The following is a 24,780-nucleotide window of genomic DNA, read 5'->3' on the forward strand; positions in this document are numbered from 1 at the left end:
ATTTTAAAAAGCGAAACATACTGCACTATTTATCACAACGTTTATGATAGGTTTTATTCATGACAAATCATTAGCCGACGGTATGCGTAGTCACATCTGGTGGCACATAGCTTGCGTGACGATTCATGCGCTTTTCAAACATTCTAAAGCTAAACAGAATCACCCACGATAACAACAGATAAACGATACCGGCAGCGAAGAACAGCTCCATCAAGGTATAGGTCCGCGCACTAATAGTACGGGCAACGCCCGTGATATCCATCAAAGCAATCGTTGACGCTAATGCACTGCCCTTTAGCATAAAAATAACTTCGTTGCTGTATGCCGGAATTACAATACCAAAAGCACGCGGTAACGTAATACGGGTCAGTTTCTGCCACTTTGACATCCCAATTGCATCGGCAGCTTCAAGCTCACCGACCGGAATATTTTGAATAGCACCGCGGATAATCTCGGCTAAATAAGCACTGGTATTTAGGGTAAAGGCAATGATTGCACACCAGTAAGCTTGGCTAAGAACTGGCTCCCATAGGAACGAATTACGTACCGCTTCGAACTGCCCAAGACCATAGTAAATCAAAAATATCTGTACCAGTAGCGGTGTGCCACGGAAAAAGAAGATATACAGAAAAGGGAGTATCTGTACCATCCAATTTTTGGACAACCGTAACAGCGCCAAAACCAAACCAAAAAATAAGCCAATAATACCCGAGAACAAAACCAACTGTACGGTCAATACCGCGCCACCGAGTAAGTCTGGGATATGATCAAAAATAACCTGCCAATTCCAATCCATAGTGTCTTCCCCTTTATCCTATGGTCGATTGACGGTGAGTGGTTTGACGGCTGAGCTTTTTAGCATAACGCGCCGCCGGATTGGCACGCCATTCAAGCCACATCATAAAGCCAGTAATCAGCATGGTCAAACCTAAATAAATTATTGCCGCTGCCATATAAAAGGTAAATGGCTGCTGTGTTGATTGCGCGGCGCGCGAGGACTGATACATGATATCTTTAAGACCTACGACCGACACCAGTGCCGTATCTTTAAGCAAAACCAAAAATAGATTACCCAAACCTGGCAATGCAATCTGCCATACTTGCGGTAAGGTTATGCGATAAAAAGTCTGAAAAGGACGCATACCAATCGCTTGCGCCGCTTCTCGCTGTCCTATGGGAATCTCTTGAATCGACATACGGAAGATTTCAGTCGCATAAGCACCAAAAGCAATAGACAGTGCCATCACACCGCCCCAAAAAGCGCTAATCTCGACATAGTCGTTATAGCCGAACTTTTTGAGAATGCTCATTAGCAGTATAGAGCCTCCATAGTAGATAAACAGTACCAATAGCAGCTCAGGAATACCGCGCATCGTGGCGGTATAGACAGTCGCAATTTTGCGCAGCAGCCAGATATTAGATAGCTTTGCTGTGGCACCGAGCAAACCTAAGAACATGCCGATGATCAGACTGGTCATGGCAAGCTGTATGGTGACGGTAGCGCCGCTCAATAAAAGCGCGCCAAATCCTTGTAAGTCAAACACGATTATCCACTCAGTCTCTTTATATTAGCAATATTGCAAAATATGAGTTAAAAAAATCAGCATCAATAGCTGAATACAGTTAATAAACGTACTTTAGACCCAAGAAATATGAGTCATGTGCGTCATAGACTGACGCTAGATTGATACGGTTATTGCCGCGATAATTGACACAGTAGAAATGAGCGCTGATTTTATCATATTCATTCGCTGCTATGTTAATACTGACGTGTAAAAGCATTGCCTAAATATATATCTATCTCTTTAAAAGGCCGATGATTTGGTTAAATAACAGCAAATCTGTTGGTTAATAATGCCTACAATAATAGCGTGACTGTAAATAAGGACGCAAGAAAAAGGACATCACCATAATGGCGATGTCCTCATGCTTATTAACACAATATGAATGCAGTCGTGAAAACAGTAATACTACTGAGCCTTTACTGTGTAGCACTATCTATAGCTGGTGCTTCTGTTAGTGTCGCACTTGCTGGCACAGCAAAGTATTTTTGATTGATCTTATCATAAGTGCCATTGGCTTTAATATTGCTCAATGAGGTATTAATTTTTGCTTGTAGAGCTTCATCATTCGGACGGACGGCAATCGCAAAGTTATCATTGATATCAATCTCCGCGCCCTTTAACACATAATTAGTACCGGACGTCGAGCTGAGCCATTCAATCGCTGGCAGTTTATCCGATATCATGGCATCGACGCGACCGGCACCCAAATCTAAAAACGCATTACTTAATGTATCATATAGCTTCATATCCGCTTTTGGATAAGTGTTTTCTAGCCACTGTGATGAGATGGTGGAGCGCTGAGCGGCGATAGAGTGGGCATTAATATCAGTCACCTTAGCAGGGTCAAAGGTGCTATCTTTTTTGGCTAAAAACACTAGCGCATTGCTAAAATACGGATCCGTAAAAGCTACTTGTTGAGCGCGCTCAGGGGTGACTGACATCGCAGCGACGATAGCGTCATATTTACCAGCCTTGAGACCGGGGATAATACCGTCCCAATCTTGCGCCATAATCTCACAAGTTACTTGCATATCAGCACAGATAGCATTGGCAATTTCGATATCAAAACCGCCGAGCGTGCCATCTGCATTGGTATAGTTAAAAGGCGCATAAGCACCCTCAGTACCGATACGCAGCACATTACCCTCTGTCGCATCTGCTTTTTTCTCAGTTGTCTCCGCAGTATTATTAGCGTCTGAGTTAGTACTTTCAGCCCCTTTATCTTGACCGTTACTACAACCGACTAAAGCTAAAAATGCTGCCACTGCTAGCATAGGTTTTGAAAACCGCTGACTGGTCATTGAATTTGAGCCTATGACAAGATGGTTGCTCATAATCATCCTTGAGGTTATTACATCGTGAAATTTTGAAAAGTACTAGCAAATATGCATTCCTCAAAACTTAGGATCAATACATATTTGTCATCACAGGTATTAGTTTGCTGTCGCTTGCTCTTCTTTAGCAATCGCCGTATCAGCATCGACACTAGCTTTATCCATGACTACTACTTCTTTGATATCACTAGTAGCGACTGCTTTTTGAGCAGCAGTGGTTGAGCTGGTACCAAAATAGCTACCCGTGATTTGATCATAAGTGCCATTGTCTTTTAGCTCAGCCAAGGCTTTATTGAATTTGGCAACCAATGGATCGCCTTTACGGAAAGCGATACCCATCGCATCATCATTGGTGCTGATTTCTTGACCTTTGACCTCATAGTCTTTACCAGCTTCTGTTTTTAGCCAGTCAATACCAGTCACTTTATCAGACATCATCGCCCGCACACGACCTGACGTTAGATCCAGATACGCATTGTCTTGGGTATCATAAAGTTTGATATCAGCATCAGCATGTTTATCTTGTAGATATTGCGAGGCAACAGTTGAACGCTGTGAGGCAATTGGCTGACCTTTTAAAGCGTCAACACTAACATCGTCGCCTTTTTTACCTATTAAGATAATGCCGCTATGAAAGTAAGGTTCGCTAAATTCGACCACTTCTTTGCGCTCAGGGGTGATTGACATACCAGCGATGGCAGCATCAAACTTCTGCGCATTTAAGCCTGGAATCAAGCCATCCCAATCCTGGGAGATCACTTCGCATTTGGCTTTCATTTGCGCACATAGTGCGTCAACCAATTCAATCTCATAGCCGATTAACTTGCCATCAGCATCGGTATAACTAAAAGGTTTATAGCTTGATTCTGTCGCGATTTTGATATTTAAAGGCGTATCAGTTGCAGCAGCTGTTTCAGTGCTTTCTGTTGGTGTAGAGCTGTTATTACAGCCAGCTAGCATCAGCATGGCAGCGCTTAGTGGCGCTAACCACAAGGCTTTTTTGGTCATTGACGAGGTCATTGAAATGATCATAGTGGTTATTCCTTAATATATTTACCAGCCGTATATATATCCGTTGCTTAAAACAGATATAAACAATCGACGCTAATGATTACAGATTATTGACCAAAGTTTTGCTGCTCAAGACGGGCAAGCTCACCGTTACTGCGAATTTCACTCAGCGCTTTATTAAAGTCTTCTTTAATGGCATCGCCTTTACGGACAGCAATCGCAATATTGTCATCATTGTCAATCTCATCACCCACGATACCGAAGCCTTCAGGGTTGTCTGCTAACCATGATTTTGCTGATACTTTTTCAGCCAATACAACATCACTACGACCAGACTTCAGGTCCAAGTAAGCATTGTCATAATTGTCATAAAGCTTAACGGTATTGCCGTCTTTGCCTTCATAATTGTCTTGTAAATAAGCACCCGGCGTCGTTGAGCGTTGACCACCAAGCGTCAGATTTTTGATGACTTTAGGATCAAAGCTGCCTTTGGTATCGGTCAGCCAAACCATCGTATTGGCAAAGTAAGGCTCGCTGAAATCAACTTTTTCTTGACGTTCAGCGGTAATAGACATACCAGCGATAACGGCATCGTATTTTTGCGCCAATAAACCCGGAATAATACCGTCCCAATCTTGAGCGACAATTTCACATTTGGCTTGCATCTGCTCACATAGAGCATTGGCAACGTCGATATCGAAACCCGCCAAACTGCCATCGGCATTGGTATAGTTAAAAGGAGGGTATGCGCCTTCAGTCGCAATACGAATGGTCTTGCCAGCGGTTCCTGCTGCCGGTGCATCTGAATTGGTATCAGCAGCGTCATTGGCAGGTTGGCTACAAGCACCTAACATGAGCGCGGCAGTAACGGTCATCGATGACCACAATAGGCGAGAATTCGACATCATACGTTCCTTAAATTCTGATGGATTTTTAAGATGATTTTTAATCTCTAATTTTTGATACAGCGTTCTGGTATATTTTTTCTGACGTCCCTGCCAGATAAGTTACTCAGATTCAGGCAACTGGATATTCAGGCTGTGAGATGTTTAGGTATATGGATAAGTGCTATGCATACCCGCTCACAAGTCTTTTGATAATACCTGAGTGGAATATCAAAAACAAACGTTTTGCATACCGACTGTGATTATTGAGTAATAAAGGCACGAATAGACTTACTGATGTGCAATCTTAGCGTTTTAAACAATTATTGCTAAGATTGCCATTTTACTAGATTTAAGCAATGGATTAATTTTGACGATGTGAAGCCATAAAGTCTCTAACGCGCTCAGACTTAGGGTTATCAAAGACCTGCTCAGGTGTACCAATCTCTTCAATAACGCCTTGGTGTAAAAATACCACTTTACTAGAAACGTCACGAGCAAAACGCATCTCATGGGTCACAATCAACATCGTGCGTCCCTCTGCGGCTAGCTCTCGCATAACGGCAAGCACTTCATTGACCAGCTCAGGATCTAATGCAGAAGTCGGTTCATCAAATAATAATACCTGTGGCTGCATAGCAAGAGCGCGTGCAATAGCAACACGCTGACGCTGACCACCAGACAGATTAGCAGGATAAGCGTCTTTTTTATCAAGCAAACCGACTTTATCAAGCAGCTTCTCAGCATCGCTAATGGCTTGGTCTTTTTTTATTTTTAAGACTTGTATTGGCCCTTCAATGATATTGTCAATAATCGTTTTATGTGGCCATAGATTGAAATTCTGAAAGACAAAGCCCACGCGTGCGCGCAAGTGTTCTAGCTGTTTGATATCAGCCGCTTGCAATTCGCCTGACTTAGCTGGCTTTAGCATCAGCTCATCTTTACCGATAATAATACGACCTTGATTGGGCTTTTCGAGCAAATTGATACAGCGCAGCAGGGTCGACTTACCTGAGCCAGACGAGCCTAAAATAGAGATAACATCGCCGTCATAGGCAGTTAGAGATACGCCTTTCAGTACGGCCAATGAGCCGAAACTTTTATGGATATCTTGTAAATCTAAAGCGATAGGTCGAGTCGGATTATTTGCAGTATCAAGCATGGTTTAGCAGACTTCCAATAAATATGAATGAAAACATGACGTAAAAATGCGCTTAGCCTTAAAAAGGCGTTTGGCAATAAATTACCTTTATAAAATAAGGCCCATAATATACAGTCAATTATGGGCCTTATTTTATCATCTTAATAGCGTGAGCGCTGTTTTATCTGCCACATTAGTAGCTTGAGACGTGCTCTTCGCTTTCAGTACCGTCCATCACCTCTGCATCATCCGAAGTTGCTACGGCCACATCATCCGTGCTACTGACAGCCATATCATTGTCAGCAGTTGCTACCGCAACATCGTCAGCACTGCCGGCAGTAGCCACACCCGTGGCTTCATCTTCTACCGAAGTCTGCGCATCGACTGCTGGCGCCGTCTCTACTGGTGGCTCTTCTTTCTTACCACAGGCACTTAGCGTCAATGCCGCTGCAACCAATCCAACGCCCAACCAGTTTTTGTAAGCACCAGATTTTTGAATTTGTTGTTGATCAATGGTCATGTTCATTCTCCAATACTTTTATTTACTATCATTAATTTCTACTATGAATAGCTATCATGTAGCCGAGCGAGTTCAAAAATAACGTGTTAAAGCTAAAATGAATCTCTTGCTGCTTAGCGCTCACTATACGGACGATTCATAGCGACTACCTTAGTAATTGCAGTCTATTTCTGTTAAAAATACGTAACCATCAATCCAATGCTCAATCATGACTATCATATAAAGACAAGTGACTTCTATTCACAAAATCGGCTTTACTATCGACCTAATCTCCTCTATGTTAAATAGCAGAGTGCCATTAGAGCGCTAAAGAACACTGATTGTTCTCTATTTATAACTATAAGGAAGAATATTTATGAGTCAAACCAATACCACAGACGTAACCGCTTATATGCAAAATGTTGGTAAAGAAGCGCGCGCTGCATCCAGAGCACTGGCTGCTGCCAATACGGGTGACAAAAATGCTGCACTGATGGCAATTCACGATGTATTAAAGAACGCTAAGCAAGATATCTTAGCCGCCAATACAGTCGATATGGACAATGGGGCAAAGAACGATCTGGATGCTGCGCTGCTTGATCGCTTGGAATTAAATGACGCCCGTTTTGATGGCATGCTACAAGGTCTAAAAGACGTTGCGGCATTGCCTGACCCTATTGGTGAGGTTACCGACATGACGTATCGTCCGTCGGGTATTCATCTGGGAAAAATGCGCGTGCCACTTGGTGTAGTCGGTATGATTTATGAGTCGCGTCCCAATGTCACTTTGGAAGCAGCCTCGCTCGCACTAAAGTCAGGTAACGCCATTATTTTGCGTGGCGGCTCTGAAGCATTTGAGTCCAATCAAGCGATTGCCAAATGTATTTTAGAAGGACTAAAAAACGTTGGTATGTCTGAGTATAGTGTCCAAGTGCTAGAGACCACTGACCGTGCTGCCGTTGGTGAGCTTATCACTATGACAGAATATGTTGATGTTATCGTACCACGCGGCGGTAAAGGGTTGATTGAGCGTATCAGCCGCGATGCACGCGTGCCTGTCATTAAGCACTTAGATGGCAACTGTCATACCTTTATCGACAGTGATGCTGATCCTGAGATTGCCATTAACGTGAGTGTCAATGCCAAAACCCATCGCTATGGTACTTGTAATACCATGGAAACCTTGTTGGTCGATGAAGCCATCGCTGATGAGCTGTTACCAAAAATTGCCGAAGCCATCGTTGAAGCCGATAATGCGATGCAACTACGTCTTGATGGTAAAGCGCAGGCTATTCTGAACGATAACACCACCCTTAAAGGCCATTTATCAGCCGCCACCGCTGAAGATTGGGATACCGAATATCTCGCCCCTATCCTCGCGATTAAAATACTATCCGGCATTGATGAGGCGATTGAGCATATCAACACCCATGGCAGTCATCATACCGATGTTATCATTACAGATAACTATACCAAGTCACAGCGATTTATTCGCGAAGTCGACTCGGCAAGCGTGATGATTAACGCCTCTAGCCGTTTTGCCGATGGCTTTGAATACGGGCTTGGTGCCGAAATTGGTATATCAACCGACAAGATCCACGCGCGTGGACCTGTTGGACTTGAAGGTTTGACTTCACAAAAGTGGATTGTTTATGGTCATGGCGAAACGCGTGCCTGATTTATTACTTCTTCACTACAATTTATAATGTCTTCTGCAGTATAATTGTTACAGAACGTCAGCTTAATTGCTGGCGTTTTTTTATTTTTACTACACATGTTGTATATGACATATAGTCAGGGAAAAACAATATCGATACATCACGTACTACTGGTATCAATTTTTCTTGCTTGCTGTGCCTACGCAGACAGAGGCGGCAAAAAATTTATACCAGCAGCACCGTAGTTTTTTTAAGATACTTTCATTATATAGCCATTATTTTACATGATAAACCCTATCGATAGGACGAGGACGCCCATGCAAAGTGGCAAAATTAAGCACTGGAATTCTGATAAAGGCTATGGCTTTATCGATGTCGACAATCAAAGTGAAGATGTGTTTTTTCACATAACATCCGTGCGAATGGCGCAGCCTATCAGCGAAGGGCAACGCGTTTACTTTAATAGCGAACACAATGAAAAAAATCAGTTGCGCGCCACCGAAGTCACATCAAATGAATTAAGTACTTTAAAAACATCAGTATCTAATTCAGTGGCAAATTCAACTTATCGCAAATCAGATAATGCGCATCAGAAAAACAATCAGCATAAAAATAATCGTATCAGCCACAATAAGAAAAGCAGCTTCTCCATCCTGCTCAGTTTGATTGCCATTATCGCTGTTGCGGTCTATTTCTTTGCTGATTTGAAATCCAGTTTTTTTGCCGATAGCACGCCATCTACTAGCCTATCGCAAAACCATATTGAACCTGCCAGCACTTCAAATGCAGCAGCTATTACTGGTGATGTGCAGATAGATCAAACGCTTGCGCTTATTCAGCAAGGTGGACCGTTTCCTTATCCCAATAAGGATGGCAGCACGTTTTATAATCGCGAAGGCAAGCTACCGGCGCAGGCGCAAGGCTACTATCGCGAATATACCGTACCCACACCTGCCGTTTCGCATCGCGGCGCACGACGTATTGTTACTGGTGGTCACCCACCGACCATTTATTATTTGACCCTTGATCATTACAACAGCTTTCAAATACTGCAGGTGAAATGATATGAGCGAAGCCATTTATTATGTGACTCGAAACCGCATTGAGCAAAGTTATGTCGATAACAGCAGCGGTTTCTTTGTCGCTATACCTGAGCAGGCAATTCCTGTGCCTATAGGCAATATATTAAATAAAGACACACTGTTAGCCAACTTAGCAAAAGCATGCGATTTTCCAAGTTGGTTTGGTCATAACTGGGATGCGACATGGGACTGCTTAACAGACAGTGATATCGAGTACTTAGCTCTTGATTTAACCTTAACTAACGACATTAATAGCGAAGATTTTAACGTGTTCAAAAATCTCGTTGAAGACGCCTTTAAAGAATTTGGCAAACCACAACTGTGGATTATTATGGCATCCGACGATTTCACTCAGTCACCCATAAGATAAGAATCTGAATTCGAGATAAAAACAGACTTATCCCGAATTCAGATTAATTTATATTTATAGAAAGGATGAATATATGGAAATTACCTTAAACGGCTATTACACCCTGATATTAGCCACATTGGTCCTTTTACTTGGACGCTTCTTAGTCAAAAGAATTAAGTTTTTAGAAGATTTCAATATTCCAGAACCAGTCGCAGGCGGTTTGGTCGCAGCGATTGTCGTTTATATTCTTAATATTGTTTGGGGCTATAGCTTTAATTTCCATCAAGGACTGCAAACAGCGACTATGCTGATGTTTTTTGCCTCTATCGGGCTTAGCGCTGATTTTGGTCGGTTAAAAGCAGGTGGCTCACCCTTACTAATTTTCACCATTATCGTGTCTGTCTTTATCATTTTGCAAGACATCCTTGGTGTTGCAATGGCAAGCGCACTTGGGCTTGATCCTTTGCTTGGCTTGGTGACCGGTTCAATCGCTTTGACTGGTGGTCATGGTACTGCTGGTGCTTGGGGCATTACTTTGGAGGAGCAGTATGGTGTGGTTGGCGCGACGACGCTGGGTATCGCAGTTGCCACTTATGGTTTAGTAGCAGGTGGTATTATCGGTGGTCCTGTTGCCCGTCGCTTGATTAAAAAGCTTGGTCTCAAGCCTACAGCAGACAATCCAAACCCAAGTGATGTTGAAAAACTGGCAAGTGAGCAGTCGCTCTATAGCACCAAGCACAGCGAAGAGGAAGTTCATAGTAATAAGGAGATGTTTGAAAAACCGGATAATATCCGTCTGATTACGGCATCGTCTACCATTGAATCATTGGCACTGTTTGCCGCAGCATTGGCATTTGCTGATCTCATGACTTTGGTAGCGCAGGATACGTGGTTTGAGTTACCGACCTTTGTATGGGCATTAGCAGGTGGTGTGATTTTGCGTAACACCTTAACCATGGTATTTAACTTTGATATGTTTGACCGTGCGATTGACGTCATTGGTAACGCTTCTCTGAGTCTTTTCTTAGCGATGGCTTTATTGTCATTAAAGCTGTGGCAATTGACAGATTTGGCAGGTCCGGTATTGATCATCTTATTGTCACAAACTGTTCTAATGATTGGCTATGCTTACTTTGTGACCTTCAAACTCATGGGCAAAGACTATGATGCAGCTGTCTTGTCAGCAGGACACTGTGGTTTCGGTATGGGTGCAACTCCTACGGCGATTGCCAATATGCAGGCGGTCACCGATCGTTACCTACCATCACATAAGGCATTTTTGATTGTACCTATGGTTGGTGCATTCTTCGTTGATATCGTTAACGCCACCATCCTGCAGATATTTACCAAATTGCCATTTATGTGATTTGATAAGCAATAAAGTCGAATTAACCTGAATAAGCCCCAATTATATTTATATAGTTGGGACTTATTTATGTTAGATGATAAGACTAATTAAATTACTATTTGTATATTAGCGCTCTATAAGACTTGGCATAAACATTAAATTGGTTACTTCATCTAGAGGTAATTTCAATTCTTTAGCAAAGGATTTTATGCCCAAACCCTCCTTAGCTAACATGGGCATTATCTTTTCAAAAATTAAAGATTTTTCTCTAGGAATAGGCTGAGGCTCTTCCTTTCTATAGCCTCTTATTGAAGCCTCTTCCATAAGTTTTCTATACTGCCACTCTGTAATAAGATTGGCTTTATACAGTCTAAATATCAGGCTGACAGCGGATACCGACCATCTACTTTTTAGTTCAATGATGTCCTCTATAGTTATATAGTTAGGAACAGCATTTGCAACACTTGCCTTTGGCATCAAAAATGCAGAAGCAAAATTATCAGCTTCTTGTTCAGCAACTCGACTAGGAGATAATGAAACGTCAATAGGGTCATCGAAAGGTGAAGCATGCTTGTGCAGCAGTAAATGTCCCAATTCGTGTGCAGCGTCAAACCGACTACGTTCTGCTGATTTCCTATTATTAAGAAAAATAAATGGCAAGCCATCTTTCCAAAAAGAAAAAGCGTCAACATCTAGGGTATTTTCTGACAATGAAAAGACACGAACACCTTTAGATTCCAATAGATGTATCAAATTACCTATCTTCTTACTTCCAAGCGCCCAATGCTCTCTGATTGTCTCTGCTGCTACCTCAGGATCACAACCTCTCAAATCTATAAAATCTTGTTTAGGAAGTTCAAAATTGTCTTGTATATAATTGTTGACGATGAGACTAAGTCGTCCAGCAGATATAGCAGCATCTCTTTGTGCAGCTGTCATCTTACTTAATGCACGAAATGAAACCGTCTCAGTAGATATTTCATCAATATCATCTTCAAAGAAGAACTGTGCAGGATAACTGAGAACTTGCGATATTTTCTTCAAAGACTCACTAGAAGGCGGGTTATTAATGCCATCTTTCTCGTATTTAGATATAGTTTTTGAAGACAAACCTGTTTGCTCCGCAAGTTTCCTATATGTCATCTTGCGTCTTAGTCTTGCGACTTTAAATCTATCAGGATTAAACTCTTTATCCACTCTTTCTAGGCACATCAAAATCAATCCCTACAGTTGAGTCTTCTTCACTCTTCACGGATGTAAGTTTAGGCTTATTCGAAATATCAATAGGTGACAAAATAATTCGCTTTTTATAGCCAGAAATAATTCTATTCTCTATCTTTGTAGGTAGTAATAGCTCAAATCTAATTTCTTCCTTCCTCTCGTCAATATGAAAAAGAAGTAACCATGTTTGATTTGGATCAGCAGATTCTCCAGTAATAGCGTTTGCGTCAAACAAGTCATCACAAGAAGTGAATAAATCTAAATTGTCACTCATCAGAACGTTATAGCCCGAACCTTTTTGATTCTTAGGTTTTGGCTCTTTATCTTTGATTCCAGTATGCTTATTGCCTGAATTAACAATAATTGTAATTTTTCTTAGTGGACTTTTGATACCTTCAATACCATTACTCTCAAAAGGCGTCCCCCAACTACGTTCTAACGCCTTTAGTCTTAATTCCTTCACAGCATAATTCCAAGCGTTGTATCCTGCTGCTGATTTTGTAGAAAAATCATTATCTTCACGTTGGTAAGCTCTAAATGCTGCATCTACTGCCTTAGCAAACACTTCATAAGGAAGACCAATTCTCTTGAAATCACTATCATCCTTATGCTCATCTGACTGGGTGATATGTTCAATTTTATAAGCGTGCATTTCTATTCCTTTATCAATACTAGTTCCACTATTTTAACCTCAAATGAGGTTAAAAAACAAGAACTAACTACATTTTAAATATGTATGTATGCAACCACTAAATACAAAGCATATATTTAAAATTTTGTACGTAAGCACAAAAAAACCGCCTAGCAAAAGCTAAGCGGTTTTTTTATTTCTGACTTATAAAACCAATTAATTAGAAATTACTGGTTTTTAGCATAGACAGGAAGCTCTTTACAGATCGCTTCTACTTTGCCACGTACTTCAGCAGTCACTGCTTCATCGCCACGGCTGTCAAGAACATCACAAATCCAACCTGCCAAATCACCTGCTTGTGCTTCGTTGAAGCCGCGAGTGGTAATCGCTGGTGTACCAATACGGATACCAGAAGTCACAAACGGAGATTTTGGATCGTTTGGTACGGCGTTTTTATTGACCGTAATGTGTGCGTCACCCAACCATTTATCCGCTTCTTTACCAGTCATCTCTTGCTTAACTAAGCTGATAAGCATCAGATGGTTTTCAGTGCCACCAGAGATAATTTCATAACCGCGATCTTGAATGACTTTTGCCATGGCTTGAGCGTTTTTAACCACTTGCTGCTGATAGGTTTTGAAGTTCTCTTCTAATGCTTCTTTAAAGCAAACTGCTTTTGCCGCGATGACATGCATCAACGGACCACCTTGGTTGCCTGGGAATACGGCAGAATTGAGCTTTTTAGCAAGCTTCTCATCACGAGCAAGAATCATACCTGAACGTGGGCCACGTAAGGTTTTGTGCGTAGTTGTGGTCACTACATCAGCAAACGGTACTGGGCTTGGGTAAACGCCACCAGCGATAAGACCAGCAACGTGAGCCATATCCACTAGCAAGTAAGCGCCTACTTCGTCAGCGATTTCACGGAAACGCGCCCAATCAACTACTTGTGAATACGCTGAAAAACCAGCGATGATCATTTTAGGCTTATGCTCTTTTGCCAAGCTCTCAACTTGGTCATAATCGATAAGACCAGTGCCTTCGACCAAACCATACTGTACTGCATTGTAGTTCAGACCTGAAAAGTTGATATGTGCGCCATGCGTTAAGTGACCACCAGCATCTAAACTCATGCCAAGTACAGTATCATTGGCTTCAAGCAATGCTAAAAAGACAGCAGAGTTTGCTTGGCTACCAGAGTGTGGCTGTACGTTCACATATTCTGCACCAAACAATTCTTTTGCACGGTCGATAGCTAGTTGCTCAACGACGTCAACATGCTCACAACCACCGTAATAGCGCTTACCAGGATAGCCTTCAGCGTATTTGTTGGTCAAATCAGTACCCTGCGCTTCCATCACTGCTTGTGAGCAGTAGTTTTCTGAAGCGATAAGCTCAATATGGTTCTCTTGACGAACGCTTTCAGCAGCCATAGCTTCAGCAAGTACTGGATCAAAATCTTTGATAGAGATATCTTTAAACATAGTAAAGTCCTAAGTGGTGACGTTTATTAGTAATAACGGTCGTTGAAAGAAGCAAGTAGCAAAAGAAGTTTGAAATAGGCAAGCAAAAGGCATGAGCTTGCAGTTTTAAGGATAAATTCGATACTCTTTTGCATCGATATTCTCGCTAAAGTTTAAGTGTAACATGAAACTTTATGTTGCGAGCGCAAAAAAATATCAGCTTATTTTGAGTAGACGACAGGGCAAAATTCTCTATATTTAAATCTATTTTTTTCAGTAACTTATCAATATATCCTCTAAATAGAAGCAGTAAATTCATTAAAATTTATTCACTAAAAACTTATCTGAATAATAAAGTGGAAAATAGTTGGCTAATTAATTGGTTGTTTTAATTTTCTGATGAAGTACTTAAATATCCAATTGTTTTTCACAGAACCGTGGCAAAAAGGTCTCACTAATGAGTAAAGAACGACCGTACCAATCATAAAGCGTCTGCCGTTGCCAGCCATCTGCCGTATATTTGATACAGCGCTGATTGGGTAAGGTGCGACTGCGATTAAACAATACATAGCCTATGGGTGTGCTTTTTAATTGCTGTAGACGTCTGGCACTGCCTTTTAGACTTGATAACGGAAACAGGCTTTGCGCCTGTACCCATGGTAGCTCGTCACTCCCGTATAGATATACCTCACGGACCCATGCCAGCCGTGGATGACTAAGCGCTGCCCCTTTGATACCCAATTGTTTTTTTTGTGCTAAAGATAGGAGACGATAACCCTCAAAGTGACGCTCCACACGTAGCGGCTGCCCAGCTTTTACCTCTAGCAAGGCAGTAAGAGAGCCTTCGGTATTTAGCCAAGGTAATAGCTCAGTTGGAGGTAATGAATTGGTTACGCAAGGAAGATGAGAGGTCATAGTTTACGGCTAATGTGTACTTTATTAAGTAGAAGGTGGTTAAAAGATAAGGTTATTCATTGTTATGGAACATTGGCATATTATCAATATTAAACGGCAAAGCTTCAAATGCTTGCTCTCGATATTGCGACATCTGTAGCCGATCTTTGCGGCAAAAATCAGCAATCGCTGGCACAAAACGCGCATCATAAATACGGTGCAGTGAGTGGGTAGCTGTTGGAATAAAGCCACGAATCAGCTTATGCTCACCTTGCGTTCCTGGGTCGAAATAGTGCAAGCCTTGCTCGATGGCAAACTCAATACCTTGATAATAGCACAGCTCAAAATGCAAGCTATCATACTCACCAAGCGCTCCCCAATAACGACCGTACAAAGTTGCCGTTTTATTGTCAGGCTTATCATATAAAAACAGACTGCTCGCGATAATCTCACCGTTGGCATCAAGTGCTTGTGCGAGCATTAAATGCTCAGCCATATGTTGCGCTAATGCTTTAAAAAAATCCATGGTCAAATAAGGCTGCTGCCCACGTACCGCATAAGTCATTACATAGCAATGATAAAAAGTCTTCCAGTCGGACTCGGTAATGTCATCACCGCATTTTCGCTGGCACGTAATACCTTGCTCAGCAACTTTTCTGCGCTCAGCCCGAATGGTTTTACGTTTTTTGGCTTTAAGCGTGGTCAAAAATGCTTCAAAATCTGTAAATGGCTGATTATTTTGAGTTAGATTTTTATTTTGCCATAAAAATTGGCAACCTTGACGCTCAAGTATCGGTAGCTCAATCGGTTTTGCCGTTACACCATTTGCTTGGGTTTTAAGCGCCATTTCTATATCAATATCAGTCGGCAGCGATGCGTTAGCCATAGCAGCCATCTCAGGTGTGACAAATAGCCCATGCCAGCCAGAGGCATCTACTTGCTGCGCAATATCATCCACCCCGGCAATAGCGGTCTTTATAATGTCAGCATCGAGCGTCTCACCTGCTGCCACCCATAAACGCTGCCCAGTAATAGGCGTATAAGGGGCGCTCGTTACCAAACGCGGATAATAGTCGAGACCATACTGCGCATAAGCTTGCGCCCATGAATGGTCAAATACAAATTCCCCTTGGTGATGACCTTTGATAAATACGGGCATCACGGCAACCGGCTGCTTCACCTTTATAGAAGCTTCTACAGAAGACAAATTTTTCTGTACTACAAAATCGTCATCGGCATCTACACGGTGCACCAATATATAAATAGGTAACCAGCCAGCTTCCTCGCCAATCGCGCCAGTGTCACTAAGCGCTTGCCAAAAGGCAAATGACATAAAAGGGGTGTCTGGCGTTTGCCACTCGCTTAGGCTTTGCCAACTGGTATCGTTCAGTAACGCATATTGTAAATTCATAATCAGCACACTGTTTTTTTGATGACTTTTCTTGATCATATAGCCTATCAAATTGGCATTTTTTTGCTGTCACAATTTGCAAGAATTTTATATAACCGTTATAGGATGATTGATACCGTTTAAGAAATGATGCCGTACTAGTGTGATCGAAACAAAACTTTGATGCCATACGTAATAAAAACTGCCATTAAAAACAGGCAAATTACATGGAAAAGATGATATCAATCTTGATGACTGATAGAATAAGAGTATTATTAGCTTAATATAATTCATATAGATGAGATATGAGCGAAATAGTATACTTAGTTCAACATACGAGATTGACATCATATCGGATTTATAGTGGATGAACTATAATATATCGACTGTCATGTATCGTCAGGCAGTGTTACCCAATCGTTCAACCCCTCTTTTGGCGGTAAGTTTGTCATAAAGGTTAAAACAGCTTCCAAAAGATAGTTTTGCAAAATAAGGTCAACAGGCAGTCTCAAAACTATTTAAATGCGTCAAACTGTTTAAATATATTTTTGTATGATTGCAAAAGTGACACTTGATGTGCTTAATTTAGCGCCATCACTCATTATGGTATGAAGGCTATATAAAGCGATTAAATAAGATCCAAGCCTTACTCCCCTTATTAATGACAACATAAAGGAATACTCTACTACAATGTCAAAAATTATTTATACAAAAACCGACGAAGCCCCAGCGCTTGCAACCGTATCATTCTTGCCTATTGTCAAAGCATTTACTCAAACAGCAGGCATTGAAGTTGATACCAGTGATATCTCAGTTGCTGCCCGTGTATTGGCTGAATTCCCTGAGTTTTTAAGTGAAGAGCAACGCGTTCCTGATAACTTAGCTGAGCTAGGTCGTCTGACACAAGATCCAAACACCAACATCATCAAATTGCCAAATATCAGTGCTTCTGTTCAACAGTTGAAAGCAGCTATTAAAGAACTACAAGGTAAAGGCTATGCCATTCCTGATTTTCCAGATGACCCAAAAACTGACGAAGAAAAATCGATTCGTCTGCGTTATGGCAAAAGTCTAGGCAGCTCGGTAAACCCTGTACTTCGTGAAGGTAACTCAGATCGCCGCGCACCAAAAGCGGTCAAAAACTACGCACGCAAACATCCGCATTCTATGGGTGAATGGAAACAATGGTCACAAACGCATGTATCACATATGCACAGCGGCGACTTCTATGATGGCGAGCAATCTATCACTTTAGATAAAGCACGTACTGTACGTATGGAACGCTTAGCGGACGATGGCACTGTAAATGTATTCAAAACAGGCATCGCTTTGCTTGATAAAGAAGTCATCGATCTTATGTTCATGAGCAAAAAATCACTGCTTGATTTTTATGAGCGTGAAATGGAAGACTGCCGTGAAGCTGGTATCTTATTCTCGTTGCACGTAAAAGCGACCATGATGAAAGTATCACACCCTATCGTCTTCGGTCATGCGGTCAGAATCTACTATAAAGATGCTTTCCAAAAGCATGGCGCATTATTTGACGAGCTAGGTGTCAATGTTAATAACGGCATGGCAAGTTTGTATGAAAAAATTGCCGAGTTGCCAGCCAGTTTGCGTGAAGAGATTGAGCGTGATTTACATGCTTGCCAAGTACATCGCCCACGTTTGGCGATGGTTGATTCATCAAAAGGCATCACCAACTTCCATTCGCCAAGTGACATCATCGTTGATGCATCCATGCCTGCTATGATACGTAATGGCGGCAAAATGTGGGGTGCTGATGGTAAACTATATGATTGCAAAGCTGTCATGCCAGAATCTACCTTTGCTCGTATTTATCAAGAAATGATCAATTTCTGCAAATGGCATGGCAACTTTGATCCAACAACGATGGGTACAGTACCTAACGTCGGTCTAATGGCTCAAAAAGCGGAAGAATATGGCTCACACGACAAGACTTTTGAAGCGAGCGATAACGGTATTGCTCGTATTGTTGACGAAGAAACAAATGAAATCTTGCTTGAGCAGCGTGTTGAAAAAGGTGATATCTGGCGCATGTGTCAGGTTAAAGATGAGCCTATCCAAGATTGGGTCAAGCTTGCAGTACGCCGTGCACGCGAATCGAATACACCAGTTATCTTTTGGTTAGACCCGTATCGTCCACACGAAAACGAGCTGATCAAAAAGGTAAAAATGTATCTAAAAGATCATGATACCACTGGTCTACATATCGAAACCATGTCACAAGTTCGTGCCATGCGTTATACCTTAGAGCGCGTTGCTCGTGGTCTTGATACGATTTCTGCTACTGGTAATATCTTACGTGATTATCTCACTGACTTATTCCCGATTTTAGAATTGGGCACCAGTGCTAAGATGTTGTCAGTGGTTCCATTAATGAAGGGCGGCGGTTTGTTTGAAACAGGCGCTGGCGGTTCAGCACCAAAGCATGTACAACAATTGGTTGAAGAAAACCACTTACGTTGGGATTCTTTGGGTGAGTTCTTGGCATTGACTGTGTCGCTAGAGCATTTAGCACAGAATGACAACAACCCTAAAGCTCAAGTATTGGCTGATACCTTAGATAGAGCAACTGAAAAGCTGTTATTGAATGACAAGTCTCCATCACGCAAAACTGGTGAGCTTGACAACCGTGGCAGTCATTTCTATCTTGCTATGTATTGGGCACAAGAGCTTGCTGCTCAAGATCAAGACAGCGAGCTAAAAGCGCAATTTACCGCACTTGCGCAGAATCTTGAGAGCAATGAAGCATCTATTATCAAAGAGCTAAATGATGCTCAAGGTAAGCCTATGGATCTTAAAGGCTATTACCTAGCGGATGAAGCATTGGCTGAGCAAGCAATGCGTCCTAGCACTTTGTTCAATAACGCCATTGCTTCATTATAATTAACTCATCTTATAAAAGTTAATTTATAGAAGTGACATTAGCGTAAAAAAAACACCCCAAATATCTTAGATTTTGGGGTGTTTTTTTGTCTTTTATTAATGAGTAATTTTTATGTCAGAAACTATTTATAAGACATTATGTAAAAGATATCATTTTCTTACCCATTCATATGTTTAATGATTGCTTTACCAAACTCAGAGGTACTTAGTAAGGTGGCATCCGGCATCAAGCGTTCAAAATCGTAGGTCACGGTCTTATTTTTGATAGCACCTTGGATACCTTCGATGACCAAGTCAGCGGCCTCTGTCCAGCCCATATCACGTAGCATCATCTCAGCTGATAAAATAAGCGAACCCGGATTGACTTTGTTTTGTCCGGCGTACTTTGGCGCTGTACCATGGGTTGCCTCATATACAGCAATAGCAACTCCTTTATTAGCACCCGGAGCAATACCGATACCACCGACTTGCGCGGCTAGCGCGTCAGAGATGTAGTCGCCGTTTAGATTTAATGTCGCAATCACTGAGTAGTCAGCTGGACGCATCAAGATTTGCTGCAAAAACGCATCCGCAATCACATCTTTAATCACAATCTTATGACCCGTCTTAGGATTTGTTATCGTCATCCAAGGGCCACCATCTAGTAATTGAGCACCAAAGCACTCAGTAGCAGCCTCATATCCCCACTCTTTAAAAGCGCCTTCAGTGAACTTCATAATATTGCCTTTATGCACAAGCGTCACATTAGGCAAGTCATTGTCGATGGCGTGCTGAATCGCTTTAAAAATCAAACGCTGTGAGCCCTCTTTTGATACTGGCTTGATACCAATGCCACAATCTTCTGAAAAGCGAATCTGTGTCACGCCCATCTCTTCTTTTAAAAACTTAATGACTTTTTTGGCATCCTCACTGCCTGCTTTCCACTCGATACCGGCATAGATATCTTCTGAGTTTTCGCGGAAAATAATCATATCAGTCAACTCAGGATGTTGGACAGGACTTGGAACGCCTTCGAACCAACGTACAGGACGCTGACAAACGTACAAATCAAGCTCTTGTCGCATTGCCACGTTCAGCGAGCGCATACCACCGCCAACTGGCGTAGTCAGCGGACCTTTTATACTGATGACATAATCACGCAACACATCAAGCGTCTCTTCTGGCATAAATTCGCCGTCATAAATTTTAGAGGCTTTTTCACCGCAATAGGTCTCCATCCAAACGATGGACTTTTTGCCTTTATAAGCTTTTTCAACTGCCGCATCAATCACTTCAATCATGACAGGTGTGATATCAACGCCGATGCCATCGCCTTCGATAAAGGGAATGATAGGATGATTTGGAATATTGAAGGATAAATCAGCATTTACGGTTATTTTTTCGCCGTTTATTGGTACGATAACCTTGTTATATGACATGAGGTGATACTCCTTGATATGTATTATGTGTTTTAAGCGTCCTTGGCATTCTGTTATGCTAGCTGTTTTATCATGGTGATGACAGCATTATAAATGTTTGTACAATACGATAAACTTAAGGTAAACCACGCCTCTACCTTTAAGCTTTACTCGTATATTAACTCTTATAGTATATGTCCTGCTATCCGCCATTTTATTTTTGGGAAACGCTATTTTATGTCCAGCTCTAGCCTGATTTTGTTTAATAAGCCTTACGGAGTACAAAGTCAATTCCGTGATGACAGCAATAATGACCATACTACTCTATCAGAATATTTCACGGATAAATCACTCCGTATCGCTGGTCGGCTTGATGCTACCTCAGAGGGGCTGCTGATTTTGACCAGTGATGGACGTATTAATAAAGCCATTACGCAGCCACCATCTGCAAAGGGTTTTGCGCAAAATAGACAAAAACAAGGTAAGACTTATTTGGTGCAAGTAGAAGGCATGGTCACTGCTGTCCAATTAAAGGCGCTGGCGTCAGGCGTGGTCTTGAAAGACGGTAAGACATTGCCTGCCTCTGCAGTATTAGTGGATGAAGTCGACTTGCCGATTACATTATGGGAGCGCGATCCGCCTATTCGTGAGCGTAAAAATATCCCAACTTCATGGTTGATGCTGACTATTTATGAAGGCAAAAATCGCCAAGTGAGGCGTATGACTGCGCATGTAGGGCTGCCTTGCTTACGCTTGATACGCTGGTCAGTGGCAGGATTTGAGCTTGGAGAGTTGGGCGTTGGTGAGTTTGTACGCATTCATTTAAATAGTGAGCAATGCCGCAAACTTGGCATCATAGGTTAGCTATCATAATACCTAATTAAAGCTGTACTTAAGATAGATTTTTTTATTTAAGCTCACTATATTACGACATCTTAAACATAGCGTCTCGAAAGAGTAAGATTTATCTGTTAACATTTAGTTATATGCTTTATATGCTTTATATGATTCATATGCTTTTTTGCTAAGCTTCTTGTTCAATTTATGGTAAGGATATGTCATGACTGCTTTTCATCGTTTTGCCTTGTTTGCTACTGGCGTGTCTGCTGCGCTATTAATAAGTGCTTGCCAGCCAGCATCAGATGATGTTGAGGTGAATGCAGTGCAAGACGATGCACCGGTTGTAGCAGAGCAAGTTGACAGCCATGAAGATATGGATGCTCACGATATGATGACTGCTGATACTACGCCAGATGAGATGCCAATGACGGACATATTTAAAGACTATACGAAGTCTATGACTGATATGCATAATGAGATGATGGTAGGTATGGCTTATAATGATCCTGATACAGCCTTTGCAAAAAGTATGCTTGGGCATCATCATGGTGCAGTAGATATGGCAAAGATTGAGCTTAAATACGGTAATGATGAGACGATGCGTAAGCTGGCAAAAGACATCATTGACTCACAGCAGCTTGAGATTGATATTATAAATAAATGGCTTGCTAGCCACCCTGATGCGCCCAAGCCAAAGCCCAATACCCAAGTAATGCAACAAGCTTATACGGCAGGCATGCAAGCCATGCATGACGACATGATGACTGGCATCGCAAACCCTGTGCCAGACATGGCATTTGCACGTGGTATGCTGCCTCATCATCGCGGCGCGGTAGATATGGCAATGGTACAGCTCCAATATGGTACCGATAAGGAAATGCGTAAATTGGCACAAGACATCATTGATGCCCAGCAGCCTGAAATTATATGGTTACAAGAGTGGATTGCAAAAACGTTAGTTAATGCAGAAAAAGATGCAAGCAATGCTACCGATCAAGATACTTCTGCAAACCAGAAAGAAGCCGTAGAGGTTGCCAAAACCACAAAACCTAATGCTTAAATTTTAAGCGTACAACACAAAGCCCATGCTAAGCATCATTGTTTAGTATGGGCTTTTTAATAGCTACTAATTTTATAGTAGCCACTGTCTCTGTAGAGCACTCAACTACGTGTGATAGCCAAATCGCTATGACTGAGCACCCTTCATCACATCTAACCAAGCACTTTCTGTTTTTAATTCATTTATCTTATTTTCATCATCTGTATTAGCCTTTGCTAAACGCAAGCTAATGCTATGTGGAAAGACTTTATCTAAACCATCACTCTCATCTGTATCGACTTTCGGTACAACCTTAACCGTCATCAGCTCATCACGGCGAAACAAATGGCATTCAATGTCGTGTGATGCATCATTGAATAGGGCTAGTTGTTTGTTATCTGCTTTGATACCATCAATTGCGATAATAACATCATGTGCTGAGAGTCCAGCTTTTGCCGCGGCGCTCGCGCGCGCTACCTTACTGACCTTGAGTCCCATTGGCGTTTCAGTACATCTCATGCCCCACGGTACATGTTTGTCAGCGGTCTCTTTGGTATTGCTATGTAACTGAATACCGTTAGCGGCTAACAACGATTTTAGAGGCAACTCTTCAACGCCATTAACATAGCAGCGCTCAAAATCTTCCCAATCTGCTAATGGCATAAACTGCCCAATGACAGTCCCCATATCGGCACTACTGATCCCGACGCGCTGATTATCATTTTGCTTCGCTTGTTCACAAAAAGCTTTGACCACATCAAATAAACGATAACGTCCCGCGCTCTTTTCTAGTAACGTTAAATCCAGACATAACGCCACCAACGCGCCTTTATTGTAGTAACTGATACCCGCATTGCCAGTATTTTCATCGTTGCGATACAGCTTAATCCACGCATCAAAGCTCGATTCTGCCACACTTTGCTGTGCGCGACCCGGCGTTTGGTGATAGCGATTAATTTGTTCTGCCAATAACTTTAGATAGCTTGCCTTATCAATAACCCCTGAGGCTTGCAGCATAAAATCGTCAATATACGAGGTAAAGCCTTCAAATACCCATAGCAAAGGTGTAAAAGCTTCGCGGCGTAAATCCACATCTAGCATCACATCGGGACGAACTGTCTTGACCCACCACGCATGAAAATACTCATGACTACACAAGCCTAAAAATCGCTGATAATCACTACTTGGCATTGTTGGTTCATTGATACGAGGTAAATCACGGCGTGGGGTAATCAAACTGGTCGAATTGATGTGCTCCAAGCCGCCATAATCTTGCCCACTAGCATAAGTCATAAAAGTATAATCATTAAATGGCGCGTCACCCAACCAATTGAGATACGTCTGGCAGATCCGAGTTAGGTCTTGCTGCAATCGTCCCATATTGGCATTATGCTTACCTGCGAGGAAAAATTGATGGCTCAGCGTCTGATGCTGATTATCTTGAATGATAAAATCAAATTTCTCTTGTATCGCAATCTCAAACGGATAATCAATCAGTTCGTGATAGCTTTCCGCTTGCACACCATATAAATATTGCTCATCGCTTTGTAAATGTGTAGCTTTGAGTCCACACGCCAGTAATACTTGCTCTTTATTTTTATCAATAAAAAAGGCTTCAGGTACCATCAAGCTAACTTGGATTGATGATTGCTCTTGCCCAGCAACTGCCAATGCCAGTGAGGTAAAATTGCCGTACAAGCGCTGCTGATCGACATAAGCCGTGCGTACCGATAAATCATAACAATATACTTCGTAATATACGCTTATCGTTTGCCCTGCTTTTGCGTGTGGCAATTGCCATGTGTGCTTATCAGTTTTTTGCGCGCGATAACACTTAGGATCTTTATGATTCGCAATCTGGTTATCCGATAACTCTTTATCCAATATCTCGTAATGTACAGCGGTGATATTTCGAGCAAATTCACGCATCAAATAACTGCCCGGTATCCATGCCGGTAGCCATAAGCTTGGCGCGTCTGTATCTGCTGTAAACCTAAGCGTGACATCAACCAGATGCTCTAAAAAACGCTCAAAGTCGAATTGGTAGTTAATATTAGATGGCTGATTATCGGCAGCATGAGAGAGTGAAGTCATATTTTTTTATCCTTATAATTACTGCTA

The 24,780-nt window shown here is 41.9% G+C and carries 21 protein-coding genes; 7 read left to right on the plus strand and 14 right to left on the minus strand.

Annotation, left to right across the window (positions count from 1 at the left end; translation table 11 throughout):
• Nucleotides 1–70 precede the first annotated feature (70 nt).
• The 7 genes from VLA57_RS05970 to VLA57_RS06000 all read right to left on the minus strand — a co-directional run bounded on the left by VLA57_RS05970 (nucleotide 71) and on the right by VLA57_RS06000 (nucleotide 6,455).
• A complete protein-coding gene (locus VLA57_RS05970; RefSeq protein WP_333954571.1) occupies nucleotides 71–796 on the minus strand; it encodes an ABC transporter permease in 726 nt (241 codons plus the stop codon).
• Between the two features lie 13 nt (nucleotides 797–809).
• On the minus strand, nucleotides 810–1,544 hold the full coding sequence (locus tag VLA57_RS05975; RefSeq protein ID WP_020442682.1) for an ABC transporter permease: 735 nt from the start codon (nucleotides 1,542–1,544) through the stop codon (nucleotides 810–812).
• A gap of 437 nt (nucleotides 1,545–1,981) precedes the next feature.
• The gene (locus tag VLA57_RS05980; protein WP_333954572.1) at nucleotides 1,982–2,899 is read right to left on the minus strand and encodes an ABC transporter substrate-binding protein; all 918 of its coding nucleotides are present in this window, start codon (nucleotides 2,897–2,899) and stop codon (nucleotides 1,982–1,984) included.
• Nucleotides 2,900–2,998: 99 nt separating this feature from the next.
• A complete protein-coding gene (locus VLA57_RS05985) occupies nucleotides 2,999–3,931 on the minus strand; it encodes a transporter substrate-binding domain-containing protein (protein WP_011512696.1) in 933 nt (310 codons plus the stop codon).
• An 86-nt stretch (nucleotides 3,932–4,017) separates the two neighbouring features.
• Entirely contained in the window at nucleotides 4,018–4,818 is an 801-nt protein-coding gene (locus VLA57_RS05990) for a transporter substrate-binding domain-containing protein (RefSeq protein ID WP_333954573.1), read from the minus strand.
• A gap of 340 nt (nucleotides 4,819–5,158) precedes the next feature.
• Complete coding sequence (locus tag VLA57_RS05995) at nucleotides 5,159–5,956, minus strand: ABC transporter ATP-binding protein (protein WP_011512694.1); 798 nt, start codon at nucleotides 5,954–5,956, stop codon at nucleotides 5,159–5,161.
• A gap of 172 nt (nucleotides 5,957–6,128) precedes the next feature.
• Nucleotides 6,129–6,455, minus strand: a complete 327-nt coding sequence (locus tag VLA57_RS06000; RefSeq protein ID WP_333954574.1) for a hypothetical protein — start codon at nucleotides 6,453–6,455, stop codon at nucleotides 6,129–6,131.
• A gap of 355 nt (nucleotides 6,456–6,810) precedes the next feature.
• On the opposite strand from VLA57_RS06000, the gene VLA57_RS06005 reads away from it, so the two are divergent.
• The 4 genes from VLA57_RS06005 (at nucleotide 6,811) to gltS (ending at nucleotide 10,892) form a co-directional block, all read left to right on the plus strand.
• Nucleotides 6,811–8,112 carry a glutamate-5-semialdehyde dehydrogenase gene (locus VLA57_RS06005; protein WP_333954575.1) on the plus strand — a complete coding sequence of 434 codons (1,302 nt, stop codon included), beginning with the start codon at nucleotides 6,811–6,813 and terminating at the stop codon, nucleotides 8,110–8,112.
• Between the two features lie 297 nt (nucleotides 8,113–8,409).
• Nucleotides 8,410–9,156 (plus strand): ribonuclease domain-containing protein, encoded by a 747-nt coding sequence (locus VLA57_RS06010; protein ID WP_333954576.1) that lies wholly within the window; start codon nucleotides 8,410–8,412, stop codon nucleotides 9,154–9,156.
• Between the two features lies 1 nt (nucleotide 9,157).
• Nucleotides 9,158–9,544, plus strand: a complete 387-nt coding sequence (locus VLA57_RS06015) for a barstar family protein (protein ID WP_333954577.1) — start codon at nucleotides 9,158–9,160, stop codon at nucleotides 9,542–9,544.
• Between the two features lie 73 nt (nucleotides 9,545–9,617).
• A complete protein-coding gene (gene gltS, locus VLA57_RS06020) occupies nucleotides 9,618–10,892 on the plus strand; it encodes a sodium/glutamate symporter (RefSeq protein WP_011512689.1) in 1,275 nt (424 codons plus the stop codon).
• Nucleotides 10,893–11,000: 108 nt separating this feature from the next.
• Here gltS and VLA57_RS06025 read toward each other — a convergent pair whose 3' ends face one another.
• The 5 genes from VLA57_RS06025 to VLA57_RS06045 form a co-directional block, all read right to left on the minus strand.
• Complete coding sequence (locus VLA57_RS06025) at nucleotides 11,001–12,086, minus strand: helix-turn-helix domain-containing protein (RefSeq protein WP_333954578.1); 1,086 nt, start codon at nucleotides 12,084–12,086, stop codon at nucleotides 11,001–11,003.
• On the minus strand, nucleotides 12,064–12,747 hold the full coding sequence (locus tag VLA57_RS06030; RefSeq protein WP_333954579.1) for a hypothetical protein: 684 nt from the start codon (nucleotides 12,745–12,747) through the stop codon (nucleotides 12,064–12,066). The genes VLA57_RS06025 and VLA57_RS06030 overlap by 23 nt, the downstream gene beginning before the upstream one ends.
• Before the next feature lie 206 nt (nucleotides 12,748–12,953).
• Nucleotides 12,954–14,210 carry a serine hydroxymethyltransferase gene (gene glyA, locus VLA57_RS06035; protein ID WP_020442674.1) on the minus strand — a complete coding sequence of 419 codons (1,257 nt, stop codon included), beginning with the start codon at nucleotides 14,208–14,210 and terminating at the stop codon, nucleotides 12,954–12,956.
• Nucleotides 14,211–14,597: 387 nt separating this feature from the next.
• Nucleotides 14,598–15,104: a chorismate--pyruvate lyase family protein gene (locus VLA57_RS06040; protein WP_333954580.1), complete on the minus strand. Its 507-nt coding sequence runs from the start codon at nucleotides 15,102–15,104 to the stop codon at nucleotides 14,598–14,600.
• 52 nt (nucleotides 15,105–15,156) lie between these two features.
• The gene (locus VLA57_RS06045; RefSeq protein ID WP_333954581.1) at nucleotides 15,157–16,494 is read right to left on the minus strand and encodes a GNAT family N-acetyltransferase; all 1,338 of its coding nucleotides are present in this window, start codon (nucleotides 16,492–16,494) and stop codon (nucleotides 15,157–15,159) included.
• Nucleotides 16,495–17,163: 669 nt separating this feature from the next.
• On the opposite strand from VLA57_RS06045, the gene VLA57_RS06050 reads away from it, so the two are divergent.
• A complete protein-coding gene (locus tag VLA57_RS06050; RefSeq protein ID WP_333954582.1) occupies nucleotides 17,164–19,383 on the plus strand; it encodes an NADP-dependent isocitrate dehydrogenase in 2,220 nt (739 codons plus the stop codon).
• Between the two features lie 158 nt (nucleotides 19,384–19,541).
• Here the strand turns inward: VLA57_RS06050 and icd are convergent, their stop codons facing one another.
• Nucleotides 19,542–20,801: an NADP-dependent isocitrate dehydrogenase gene (icd, locus tag VLA57_RS06055; RefSeq protein WP_333954583.1), complete on the minus strand. Its 1,260-nt coding sequence runs from the start codon at nucleotides 20,799–20,801 to the stop codon at nucleotides 19,542–19,544.
• Between the two features lie 216 nt (nucleotides 20,802–21,017).
• On the opposite strand from icd, the gene VLA57_RS06060 reads away from it, so the two are divergent.
• Together VLA57_RS06060 and copM are read left to right on the plus strand one after the other, a co-directional pair.
• A complete protein-coding gene (locus VLA57_RS06060; RefSeq protein ID WP_333954584.1) occupies nucleotides 21,018–21,644 on the plus strand; it encodes an rRNA large subunit pseudouridine synthase E in 627 nt (208 codons plus the stop codon).
• Between the two features lie 196 nt (nucleotides 21,645–21,840).
• Nucleotides 21,841–22,680 carry a CopM family metallochaperone gene (gene copM / locus VLA57_RS06065; RefSeq protein ID WP_333954585.1) on the plus strand — a complete coding sequence of 280 codons (840 nt, stop codon included), beginning with the start codon at nucleotides 21,841–21,843 and terminating at the stop codon, nucleotides 22,678–22,680.
• A gap of 126 nt (nucleotides 22,681–22,806) precedes the next feature.
• Here copM and VLA57_RS06070 read toward each other — a convergent pair whose 3' ends face one another.
• Entirely contained in the window at nucleotides 22,807–24,753 is a 1,947-nt protein-coding gene (locus VLA57_RS06070) for a M61 family metallopeptidase (protein ID WP_333954586.1), read from the minus strand.
• Between the last annotated feature and the right edge of the window lie 27 nt (nucleotides 24,754–24,780).

This window comes from Psychrobacter sp. S4(2024), assembly GCF_036861305.1.
Lineage (GTDB): Bacteria > Pseudomonadota > Gammaproteobacteria > Pseudomonadales > Moraxellaceae > Psychrobacter > Psychrobacter cryohalolentis.